At 56.0% G+C, this 10502-nt stretch carries 8 protein-coding genes; all 8 read left to right on the forward strand.

Annotated elements, in window-relative coordinates; genetic code table 11:
• The first annotated feature begins 73 nt into the window (after nucleotides 1-73).
• The 8 genes from AV656_RS14495 (at nucleotide 74) to AV656_RS14530 (ending at nucleotide 10466) form a co-directional block, all read left to right on the forward strand.
• Nucleotides 74-1492, forward strand: a complete 1419-nt coding sequence (locus AV656_RS14495; RefSeq protein WP_082818778.1) for a YfcC family protein — start codon at nucleotides 74-76, stop codon at nucleotides 1490-1492.
• A gap of 35 nt (nucleotides 1493-1527) precedes the next feature.
• A complete protein-coding gene (locus AV656_RS14500; RefSeq protein ID WP_063183285.1) occupies nucleotides 1528-2736 on the forward strand; it encodes a M20 metallopeptidase family protein in 1209 nt (402 codons plus the stop codon).
• A gap of 163 nt (nucleotides 2737-2899) precedes the next feature.
• The gene (locus AV656_RS14505; RefSeq protein WP_063183288.1) at nucleotides 2900-4204 is read left to right on the forward strand and encodes a DUF4139 domain-containing protein; all 1305 of its coding nucleotides are present in this window, start codon (nucleotides 2900-2902) and stop codon (nucleotides 4202-4204) included.
• Between the two features lie 149 nt (nucleotides 4205-4353).
• A complete protein-coding gene (locus AV656_RS14510) occupies nucleotides 4354-4965 on the forward strand; it encodes a DedA family protein (RefSeq protein ID WP_063183290.1) in 612 nt (203 codons plus the stop codon).
• 6 nt (nucleotides 4966-4971) lie between these two features.
• Nucleotides 4972-5802, forward strand: a complete 831-nt coding sequence (locus AV656_RS14515) for an undecaprenyl-diphosphate phosphatase (RefSeq protein ID WP_063183292.1) — start codon at nucleotides 4972-4974, stop codon at nucleotides 5800-5802.
• A 500-nt stretch (nucleotides 5803-6302) separates the two neighbouring features.
• The gene (locus AV656_RS14520; RefSeq protein ID WP_063183294.1) at nucleotides 6303-7493 is read left to right on the forward strand and encodes a M14 family zinc carboxypeptidase; all 1191 of its coding nucleotides are present in this window, start codon (nucleotides 6303-6305) and stop codon (nucleotides 7491-7493) included.
• A 198-nt stretch (nucleotides 7494-7691) separates the two neighbouring features.
• A complete protein-coding gene (locus tag AV656_RS14525) occupies nucleotides 7692-8732 on the forward strand; it encodes a M14 family zinc carboxypeptidase (protein ID WP_063183296.1) in 1041 nt (346 codons plus the stop codon).
• Between the two features lie 195 nt (nucleotides 8733-8927).
• Nucleotides 8928-10466, forward strand: a complete 1539-nt coding sequence (locus AV656_RS14530; RefSeq protein WP_063183298.1) for an AbgT family transporter — start codon at nucleotides 8928-8930, stop codon at nucleotides 10464-10466.
• Nucleotides 10467-10502: the final 36 nt, after the last annotated feature.

Here is a 10502-nt window from a genome sequence, read left to right on the forward strand (position 1 = left end):
TGTAAATCCGTATAACTGTATATTTATACATATTCTAGACGCTGATTGCATGCGTCAAAAGGAGTGGCAATCGGTGGCCAATATTTCAGAACCCATTACCCGCAAAAAGCGGTTTAAATTCGAAGCTCCGCATCCGTTCGTCATTTTGTTCACGATCATCCTTCTGACCGCGCTGATGACGTATGTCATACCGGCCGGTGAATACGACCGGACCACAAACGACGCAGGGCAAACGCTCGTTGTTGACGGATCGTATCACCAGATCGAATCCACCCCTGCCGGATTCATGGATATCTTCAAAGCGGTCCATGCCGGTCTTTCCGCAAGCGCCGGCATCGTGTTTTTCCTGTTTATCGTCGGAGGGGCATTTAATGTCTTTAAGGAAACCAAGGCGATCGAAGGGGCATTCGGCTCTGTTTCAGGAAAGCTGAAAGGCCGGGAGATGCTCATGATTCCGATCTTCATGATCTTTTTCTCATTCGCCGGCGCCACGATCGGCATGTTCGAAGAAGCGCTTCCGTTCACCCTGATCCTCGTGCCGCTTGCCATCATGCTTGGCTTTGATTCGATGACCGGGGCTGCTGTTGTCATTGTCGGGGTCGCATCCGGCTTCGGAGCAGCGTTCATGAACCCGTTCACGCTCGGGGTCGCCCAGGGCATTGCAGAACTGCCGACCTTCTCCGGCATGGTTCCCCGGATCTTCTTCTGGCTCATCTTCATGACGGTTTCCATCCTGTTTGTCATGCGGTATGCAGCAAAAGTCAAGAAGAATCCGGAGAAAAGCATCATGTTCGAAGAAGACCAGAAACGCGACGTCGATCCTTCGTCTGTAATGGACATGAAGCTGACGCGCAGCCAGGGGATGACCCTGCTGATTCTTCTGGGGACCTTCATCGCCCTTGGTTTCGGCGTGATCAAGTACGGCTGGTACATCCAGGAGATTTCCGCATTGTTCATCATCATGGCAATCCTGATCGGCATCGTGAACAAAATGGGCGTCAACGGGACGACAATGGCATTCGTCCGCGGCTGTGAAGAACTGCTGGTCGGCGCGCTCGTCGTCGGGTTCGCCTACGGGGCGGTCGTCATCCTTGAGAACAGCAATACGATCGATACGATTCTTTACGGTATATCAGGTCTCGTCGAGGGCCTCCCGTCCGTCATCGCGGCAAGCGCGATGGTCGTTGTCCAGGCCTTCATGAATATCCTCGTTTCTTCGGGAAGCGGCCAGGCGGCGCTCACGATGCCGCTCATGACACCGCTGTCCGACCTGATCGGCGTCAGCCGCCAGACGGCCGTTCTTGCCTTCCAGATGGGCGACGGCATCACAAACATCTTTTCGCCGACGAGCGGCCTGCTGTTCGCGGCACTCGCGATGGCCGGCATCCCGATCGTCAAGTGGTTTAAGTGGATGGCGCCACTATTCGTTATCCAGTTCGCGCTGGCGATCATCTTCGTCACGGTCGCGCATCTGTTTGTCTGGCCGGCCTGAGCCGGCCCGGCACATTTCAGGCAGGAGGAATAACCATGTTGGAACAACTGATTAACCGATACGAACAACTTCAGGACGAACTTGTCGCGATCCGCCGCGATCTCCATATGCACCCGGAAGTCGGGCACACCGAGGAGCGGACGCCGGCGTTTGTCGCCGAGTATCTGCGGAATCTCGGCATTGAGGTCCGCACGGGTGTCGGCGGCCGCGGGGTCGTTGGGACGCTAAAGGGCGGAAAACCCGGCAGGACGGTCGCCCTGCGCGCGGACTTTGACGCGCTGCCGATCCAGGATGAAAAGAATGTCCCGTACAAGTCGACGGTGCCGGGCGTCATGCACGCCTGTGGCCACGATCTTCACACAGCTACACTGCTCGGCGTGGCAAAAGTGCTTTCTGAAGTCCGTGATGAGCTTTCCGGCACGGTCGTCTTTCTCCATCAGCACGCGGAGGAAACAACACCGGGCGGTGCGGAATTCATGATCCGGGACGGCTGTCTGGACGGAGTCGACGTGGTTTACGGGGCGCATGTCATGGCCGACGAGCCGCTCGGCACCGTCGGGGTAATGGAAGGCTACGCCTCTTCTGCACAGGACGATTTTGAAATTACGATCTTCGGCAAGGGTGGCCACGGAGCGGCGCCGCACACGACGATCGACCCGCTCGTGACCGGCAGCCAGCTTGTCGTCAACTTCCAGCAGATCCTCAGCCGCCGCGTGAACCCGATGCGTTCGGGCGTGATCACGGTCGGCTCGTTCCAGAGCGGTGAAGCGACGAATGTCATTCCGGACAAAGCGGTTCTGAAAGGCACCGTCCGCACTTATGATCCGGAAGTGCGCGACCTGATCGAGGAAGCAATGGAACGCCTGACCCGCACCACCTGCGAAGGGAATGGCGCAACTTACGAGTTCGGATATGTCCGCGACTGTCCGTCGATCCACAACGACGCAGTGGAAACAAAGCGCGTCGCCAAAGTGGCGGCTTCGATCTTCGGCGGGGAAAATGTCCGCTATGTTGAACCGATGTCCGGCAGCGAAGACTTCGCCTACTACACCGAGCACGTGAAAGCTTCCTATTTCATCGTCGGCGGAGGCAACCCGGAGATTGGGGCCGATTATCCGCATCACCATCCGAAATTTGATGTGGATGAGCGTTCGATCCAATACATTGGCAAAACCTTCATCGGAGCGGTCCTCGATTTTCTTGGGGACACGGCAGAGCAGGAAAATACGGCAATTCATGCATGAGGAATCGGGCTTCTACCCGATTTTTTCATTTGTGGAAGGTGTATCATGCCGGAAGTGCGCGGAGAGTAAGTTGAATGAGGAGTTGTTCGCCCGCGTGATCTCCAGATTCATAGAAGCGCACGGCAGAGCCCGGTGATACAATCGGAGAAAAGGGGGAATTGCCATGCCGGCTGATATTTCGGGTAAGGACACGCTGTCGCGCGCATTGACGGTCTATAACGACGGTTTTGCGCTGGTCAAGGAAACGAGGAGACTGCCGGAGTTCCCGGCGGACGGTGTACTTCGTTATCTGGACGTCGCACAGCGCATTGAGACGGAGTCAATCCTTGTGGAGGGGCTGGACATTCGTGAGATGAACTACGAATACGACCTCGTGGACAAGAATAAATTGCTGGAGAAGTATATTGGGCGCGAGCTCACAGTCGTTGACCCGAAATCCGGCAAGCGGACGGGGTACCGGCTATTGAGCGTCGCGAACGGCATGGTCGTAGAAGATCTGGAGACGGGAGAAATCGTCCTTGATCCGGTCGGGCAGGTCCGCTTGCCGGAACTCCCGGGCGGGCTGATTCTGACGCCCGCTCTCGTGTGGTACGCCGCTCAGGCCGCCTCGGATAAAGTTCGGGTCAGCTACCTGACACAGGGAATGACGTGGGAAACGGATTATGTCATCGCACTCCCTGCTGAGTCTGCCGACGAGGAGACATTTAGCCTGACCGGCTGGATGACGCTCCGGAATGAGTCGGGGATGACGTATGAGGATGCGGTTCTCCGCGTGCTGGCAGGGGAGGTCCACCGTGCGGAGGGGCCTGACCGGTTCATCCTCTACAGCGCTGTCGAGGAACGGGGCATGCCGGAACACGAATCATTTGCGGACTATCACCTTTATACGATCCCTGGCACGGTCACCATCAAGGACCGCCAGCAAAAGCAGGTCCGGCTGATCGGCGCGGAGGGGGCGAAGGGCCGCACCATCTACGAAGCAGGCCCGTATGACCGCAACCCGGGCATTTACTTTGAGTTCGACAATACTGAGGCGGCCGGCCTCGGCTTCCCGCTCCCGCAGGGGACCGTGAAATTTTACCGGGACAATCCGTCCGACGGCACGGCGGAATTTGTAGGTGAAGACAGGATCGGGCATACCGCCGAGGGTGAACGGATCCGCCTCCGTATGGGCAGTGCATTTGACATCACCGTGGATTCAGGCCTCACATCTTCGCGGAAAGAGGGCCGATACGATTTTGAATCCTATATGTACGCGATCCGCAACGCGAAGGATGTACCCGTGACGGTGATCATCCGCCATCCGGTCCATGAGCGCCACTGGGACATTGCCGAGTCTGACCATCCGGCGGAGCGGAAGTTCGGCGACGTGCTGATCGCTGTTACGGTACCGGCAGGCAAAGAGGAAACGGTCCGGTTCACGCTACGGATCGACCGGTCGATTACCGTGGCCGGAGAAGAGGAATAAGCGGGAACTTCCGATGGGCCTTTGCGTCTTTATGAACTCCGGGAGTGCGCCCTGCCTGCAGGCCGTCCGATGGGAGCGGCACTTGGCACGTCTTCCCAAAAACAGGGTTCTCTAGTAAACTGTTAAAGGCAAAAATTTGGAGGAAACAGATGGAGAATTGGATTACCGACATCATGGAGCAGTTCGGATATGTCGGTGTGTTTGTATTGATTATGGTGGAAAATGTATTCCCGCCGATTCCGTCCGAGGTGATCCTGACGTTCGGCGGGTTCATGACGACGGCCAGCTCGCTCACGAAAATCGGAGTGATCGCGGCGGCGACGGCGGGTTCCGTCGCGGGCGCCATCATTCTGTACTATATCGGGCGGCTTCTCGATGTGGAGCGGCTCGAGAAGATCGTGGACCGCTGGGGAAGGGTACTCCGCCTGACGCGGGAAGACATCCATAAGGCGGATGCGTGGTTCGACAAGTACGGTCCGTGGACGGTGTTTTTCTGCCGCCTCGTGCCGCTGATCCGGAGCCTGATTTCGCTTCCGGCGGGGATGTCGAACATGAACATTTGGCTGTTCCTCCTCCTGACGACGCTCGGAAGCCTGATCTGGAACACCGTTCTCGTATCACTCGGAGCGGCCGTCGGCGATAACTGGGAAATCATCGTCCACTACATGGACATTTATTCGAATATCGCCTATGCGATCATTGCCGTGCTGGGGATTGCTGCAATCATCTGGTACATCAACTTCAGAAGAAAGCGGGCTTAATAAAGTATGGATTGGTTTGACCTATTAAAAGCCATTATTCTGGGGTTCGTCGAAGGGATGACGGAGTTTGCGCCGGTTTCCTCGACGGGCCACCTGATCATCGTCGACGACATGTGGCTAAAGACGGAAGAGTTCCTCGGTAAGTATCCGGCGAACACGTTCAAGATCGTCATCCAGCTCGGATCGATCCTGGCCGTCGTCATCGTGTTCTGGAAACGCCTGTTCAGCCTCATCGGGCTCTACCAGGTGGAGACGCGTGAAGGCGGAAGCACCCGCTTCAACCTGATGCACGTCATCATCGGGATGCTGCCGGCGGTCGTCCTCGGATTTGCATTCAAGGACTTTATCGATGATCATCTTTTCGGCGTCGAGACCGTCATCTGGGCGCTTGTCGCAGGGGCGATCCTCATGATCGCGGCAGACAAATTCGGTCCGAAGAAGCCGAGTGTCACGTCGCTGGACCAGCTGACGTACAAGCAGGCCTTCTCAATCGGGCTCGTCCAATGCCTGTCGCTCTGGCCGGGCTTCTCGCGCTCCGGCGCGACCATCTCGGGGGGCGTCCTGTTCGGCCTGAGCCACAAAACGGCTGCCGACTTCACCTTCATCATGGCCGTCCCGATCATGGCCGGCGCTAGCCTCGTCTCCGTCGTGAAGAATATGGATATGATGTCGATGGATTACCTGTCGTTCTACGTGGTCGGCTTCGTGAGCGCATTCCTGTTCTCGCTCCTGTCAATCAAATTCTTCCTGAAACTCATCGACCGCATCAAACTCACCCCATTCGCCATCTACCGCATCGTCCTCGCAGCGGTGCTGGCATGGATTGTTTGGATGTAATGTGAAAACCCCGCCAATTGGCGGGGTTTTTTCATTGCAGGGGGCGGTTTCAACGAGTCTTAATATCCATATGGATAGCCATAGGGAGGATAATAGTATGGCGGATAATATGGCGGATAATAGAATGGCGGGAAGAGGTATGGATACCTGTATGGCGGATAATATCTTCTGCGTGGTCTATAGAAATCACGATGCCTGTAATCTTCTCGGTAATACCTGGTCATTTGTCACTCTCCTTTTTACACCGTAGCCTATTCTGAGTTAGGCAGGAGGGAATGGGCGTTTGCCCAGGTTTGCATCCCCACCCGTTACTCCGGACTACTCGGACGTTTATGGTTCCGCCCATTGGACCACTCTCATCCCCTGCCTTTTGGACTTCCTTTTCATCATGTTTCGACAGTCGTCCATTACCAAATAACTGAATAGTTTGTCATCTATTGTGCGTGGGTTGCGGCCCTGCTAATCTAAGGTTGAGCTCAGCAAACAAAGGAGTGGGAGAGATGAAGAAGTGGGTTGGTGTCACGGCTGCGATCGCCATGGCCGCAGGGATCGTCTTGCCGGCAGCACCGGGGGCGGCGCTGGCAAAGGAAGCGTCGCACCATGAGTATTCGATCAAGGGCTTTACCGATTATGCGGAACTGACGAAGAAGCTGCAGCAGATCGAACAGACAAGCAAGGGGCTGGTGTCCGTTGATGTGGCGGGCCAGTCGAACCAGGGCCGTGACATTTATACGGTACGTGTCGGCTCCGGCGAAAAGGTCGTCCTCATTCAGAGCGAAATCCATGGAAATGAGAAGACCGGAACCGATGCGATTCTGAATCTCCTGAAGACCGTATCGGGCGGTTCGCCTTATGCCCAGCAGCTTCGGGAAGAGATCACATTCGTCTTCATGCCGATGATGAACCCGGATGCGTCCGAAGGGGACAAGCGCCGCAACACGATGACGTGGTCGGAAGTGGTCGAAGACTTTCCGCAGCTCAGTGGTGCACGGCCTTCTTGGAATTACCTGGACCGCGGCATCAGCCAGAGCTATGATTACGGCAAAAATCCGGGCTTCGATGTGAACCGTGACTTCAACCCGGACCTTGATTACGTGCCGCAGCCGGAGGACTTCCCGGGAAGCTCGAGCGATCCGGGCTGGTTCATCACGCCGGAGTCCCAGACGTCCCGTGACGTGTACAAGTCGCTTGTCGAGGAGTTCGGCAAGGTCGATGTCTTTATTGACCTTCACCACCAGGGCGTCTACTACGTCGAGGGCACTTCAGATGAAGTCACCCTGTCGTTGTCCGCACAGTTCGTTCCGGATCCGTCGAGCCCTGAAGGCGCGGATTATGCGCAGTACGCGGACAAGTACAACTATGACTTCTCGCGCCAGCTGAATGTCGCCGCCTATGATGCGCTGCAGGCCAAGGGCAACTCAATCTTCAACAACATCACGCTCTATTCTCAGGGGCTTGACCTGCCGGGCACGGCGCTCGGTTCGTATGCACTGAACGGCAGCGGAACCGTCCTGTTTGAAGTGACCGGCCAGACCCAGTCGTTCGGCCAGAAAAAGCGCGGCCAGCTCGTGAAGGCAGTGGAAACCGGCCTCCTGGGCATCGTGAATGCCGTCGCGGACGGATCTGTCCATAATCTGGATCCGGAAGACTATGAAGACATCCCGCTGACGGCTTACCGTCCGGCAGAATAAAATCATCAAGAGAAGCCCGGCAGCCGCCGGGCTTTTTTTAAAGACTCCAGCTCATGGAGGAAAAAAGCCCCATCATTTCTTGCCGGAAGCGTACGTAAAGACCTGTTGGACAGGCAGGGAAACCCGTCCATCGCCATATGGAAGCGGTTACTTTTGGGGTGTACGATAGAGACAGACAACTGAAAAGGGAGTGGGGACATGAAGAAGACGATGATCTCTTTGGCTGCCGCGGGGGCGCTCATGTTGAGTGCGGCGCCATTGCAGGCAGACGCAGTAGGGAACGGGCCGAACTACGGGGGAAATGAAACGATCAACACATCGATTCTTCATACGTACAGCGAGATGGCGTCATACCTGCAGAAGCAGGAAGCGAAACAAAAGGACATGGAGCTCGAGGTGATCGGCCAGTCGGTCAAGGGCCGCGACCTGTACCTCGTGAAGTACATGAAGAACCCGGAAAACCCGACGATCCTCTTCCTGACACAGCAGCACGGCAACGAGCAGCTGACGACGGAAGGCGCGCTTGAGTTCATCAAGCACCTCGGCACGGGCAAGATGAAAGGCGTGACGGATAACGTCAACATCCTGATTGTGCCAATGCTGAATCCGGACGGGGCGATGGGGGACGTCGACTTTTCGCTGGATGACTATGTGGCTTCCGGGGGGCGCCATCTGACGCGATATAATGCACTGAATGTGGATCTGAACCGCGACCACGTCACGAAGATTCAGCCGGAAACGCAGGCGCTGCACTTTAATGTCATGCAAAAGTATAACATTGATTATATGATTGACCTTCATCATCAGGGCGCGGACCGTGTGATCAACGGGGACGAGCTCGTGTCAGGATCAATTCTGTACCCGACAACGCCGAACGTTGATCCGGAGGTGCTCGAGGGTTCGAAGAAGCTGGGCGCGGTTGTCTATGATGCCATCAACCCGAAAGGCTGGGGCACGCTGGGCAAATATCCGGGAGGATCGGCCGAGACGATTTCCCGGAACGGCATTGCGGTCGAATACGGTATTTCCACGCTTCTCTTTGAAATGCGGGGAATGTCTGACCATGCATACGAGGATTACGTCCTTGGACAGAAGAGCAACGGCTACCTGATCAAGCAGACCATCACGACACTGGAGTCGACTGTCAAAGCAATTGCTGACGGCTCCATTGACTCGAAAGACACATCTTTCTGGGACACACTCCCTGAGCAGACGAACCGCCAATCCGAAGACGAATGATCCTGAAGCCCCGGCCGAATAGGCCGGGGCTTTTTCATGATGTTCAGCGATTGTAAAGGTTCACCCTATTTCACCAATTAGAACATATTGAAAGCACCTTCAATTCTCCACCGGTCCACGCTATACTGGGCAAAGCGTAATTTTCTGAACGCTAAAATGACTGAATATTATTTGTCATCTAAGAAAGGAGAAAACATGGAAACGACCAAGAAAAAAGGGTTCGTCCAGAAATTCCTCGATACGATCGAAACGGTCGGGAACAAGCTGCCGCATCCGGTTACGCTGTTTGCCGGGCTGGCACTTCTCGTGCTCATCCTTTCCGCAATCGTCTCGTCCTTCGGTATCTCGGTAGAGCACCCGGGCAAAGAAGGAGAATTCATCGAGGTCAAGAACCTTCTCAATAAAGAGGGAATTCATTATATCTTCACGAGTATGACCGCTAACTTCATTGGCTTTGCGCCGCTCGGTGTCGTGCTTCTTACAATGCTCGGCATCGGGGTCGCGGAACATTCCGGCCTCATCTCCGCGCTTCTGCGCGGATTCGTCATGTCGGTGCCGAAGCGTCTCGTCACGCTCGGCCTCGTATTCGCGGGCGTCATGTCGTCGGTTGCATCCGATGCGGGCTACGTCGTACTGCCTCCGCTCGGTGCGGTCATCTTCGCCGCGCTTGGCCGGCACCCGCTCGCGGGTCTCGCCGCTGCGTTCGCCGGCGTCTCCGGCGGATTTAGCGCGAACCTGCTCCTGTCGGGAACCGATGCACTCCTCGGCGAACTGACCATCCTCGGCGCCGGCATCCTCGATCCGGCATACGCCGATGGCATGAACATCGCCATGAACTACTACTTCATCATCATCTCCACCTTTGTCCTGACATTCGTCGGTGCATGGGTAACGGAGAAAGTCGTCGAGCCTCGCCTCGGCGAATATAAGGGTGAGTTCCGCGAAAGTATGGACAAGCTTACAGCTGTCGAGAAAAAGGGCCTTGTATGGGCGACTGTATCGGTCGTTGTCGCAGCCGCTCTCATGGCACTGCTCGTCCTGATTCCGGGCGCACCGCTTCGCGGTGACGAGGCAGACATGCCGATTATCCGCTCGCCGTTCATGAGCTCGCTCGTTCCGATCATCGCAATCCTATTCTTTATCCCGGGCGTTGTTTACGGAATGGTTACAAAAGCAATCCGCAACGACAAAGACGTCGCCGAAATGATGGGCAAGACAATGTCGGCGATGGGAATGTTCATCGTCCTCAGCTTCACCGCCGCCCAGTTTGTCGCCTACTTCTCAGAATCGGGCATGGGCCTCGTCCTTGGCGTATACGGTGCCGAATTCCTGCAGAGCATCAACCTGACAGGTATCCCGCTTGTACTGCTCTTTATCGCGATTGCCGCTTTCATCAACATCTTCATCGGCTCCGCTACCGCGAAGTGGGCCATGATGGCACCGATCTTCGTCCCGATCATGATGCAGCTCGGCTACTCGCCGGAGCTCACACAGATGGCGTACCGCATCGCGGACTCCTCGACGAACATCATTTCGCCGCTCATGACGTACTTCGCGATCATCATCGCGTTCGCACAGAAGTATGACAAGAAGATGGGTATCGGAACACTCGTCTCCACAATGTTCCCGTACTCCATGGCCTTCCTGTTTGTCTGGTCGGCTGTTCTGGTCATCTGGATGCTCCTCGGTCTCCCGCTCGGACCGGACGCGCCGATCCACTACAACGGAAACTGATGATAATGAAAAACCCCGCCTATGGCGGGGGTTTTT

The sequence above is a fragment of the Bhargavaea cecembensis genome (genome assembly GCF_001619585.1).
GTDB classification, from domain to species: Bacteria; Bacillota; Bacilli; order Bacillales_A; family Planococcaceae; genus Bhargavaea; species Bhargavaea cecembensis_A.